This is a genomic window from Dethiosulfovibrio faecalis (assembly GCF_021568795.1).
Lineage (GTDB): Bacteria > Synergistota > Synergistia > Synergistales > Dethiosulfovibrionaceae > Dethiosulfovibrio > Dethiosulfovibrio faecalis.
Genome location: NZ_JAKGUE010000036.1, coordinates 1 through 1117 on the forward strand (window position 1 = coordinate 1; position 1117 = coordinate 1117).

At 51.4% G+C, this 1117-nt stretch carries 2 protein-coding genes; both read right to left on the bottom strand.

What is annotated here, in order from left to right; all coding sequences use genetic code 11:
• The coding region (locus tag L2W58_RS12960) for an IS3 family transposase (RefSeq protein WP_338033094.1) at nt 1-750 on the bottom strand (750 nt) is incomplete at its 3' end.
• Nucleotides 737-1021 carry a transposase gene (locus tag L2W58_RS12965; RefSeq protein WP_236100261.1) on the bottom strand — a complete coding sequence of 95 codons (285 nt, stop codon included), beginning with the start codon at nt 1019-1021 and terminating at the stop codon, nt 737-739. The genes L2W58_RS12960 and L2W58_RS12965, both read right to left, overlap by 14 nt.
• Nucleotides 1022-1117 lie beyond the last annotated feature (96 nt).

The following is a 1117-nucleotide window of genomic DNA, read 5'->3' on the forward strand; positions in this document are numbered from 1 at the left end:
GTCTCGAGATAGATCGGCGACCCGCTCATATTCATTCAGGTACAACCACTCGTATTTGAGCGTCCGCCAGAACCGTTCGACGAAAATATTGTCCAGAGCCCTGCCGCGACCGTCCATACTGATGCTGATGGAACGTTCCTTCAGAGGCTTCAGAAAGGCCTTGCTGGTGAACTGACAGCCTTGGTCGGTATTGAAGATCTCTGGCTTGCCCATCTCCAGAGCTTTCTTCAAAGCCACGATGCAGAATTCAGCGTCAAGAGTATTGGATAGCTCCCAGGAGAGGATATAGCGGCTGTACCAGTCGATAACGGCTACGAGATACATGAACCCACAGGTGAGTCTACAGTACGTGATATCCGTACTCCAGACCTGGTTGGGCTTCCCCACCTTTACGTTTCGGAGCAGGTAGGGATACACCTCCCGTTCCGGATGAGGTCTACTGGTCCCCGGTTTGGGAGCTAGCCCTTCTAGGCCCATGAGCCTCATCAGGCGTTGGACTCTCTTGCGATTCACGTCGTATCCCTCACGACGAAGCCAGGCGGTCATTCGCCTGCTCCCGTAGGTTGGGATGTCAGTGTACTGTTTATCTATACATTCCATGATCTCCAGGTTCTCTAAACTCTCTCTCCCAAACGTCGGGGGAGAGTAAAAGCTGGAACGGTTCAAACAGAGAAGATCACATTGTCTGCGAACACTGATCTGAGGATGATTCGGTTCCACACAGGCCCGTTTTTCCTCAAGAGTCAACACCTGATTTTTTTTTAAGCCAGTCCAGCTCTACTTTGAGCCGACCGATTTCCTGGTAGAGAGGGGCTGTTATGGCGTCGACATCTACAGGGCTTCCCTTACGCTGAAAGATCTCCGGGAGCCCTTGTAGTAACTGTTTTTTCCACTGTCCGATCTGAACTGTGGAGACTCCAAAATCACTGGAGAGCTGCACTAGGGTCTTATCTCCCTTCAGCGCTGCCAGGGCTACTTTGGTCTTGAATTCCGGTGAACGTCGTTGTCGCTTGGCTGCCATTATGTCCCCCTCTTTCTGAGACCTATGATACAGCAGCCTGTTCTTGACCTTAACCTAGCAACTTACTCGGTGGTCCATTTTTCCGGGTCCACTATA

Bases quoted from the DNA above. Each gene is read 5' to 3' on its own strand.
- L2W58_RS12965 (WP_236100261.1), bottom strand. From the start codon at position 1,021: ATGGCAGCCAAGCGACAACGACGTTCACCGGAATTCAAGACCAAAGTA.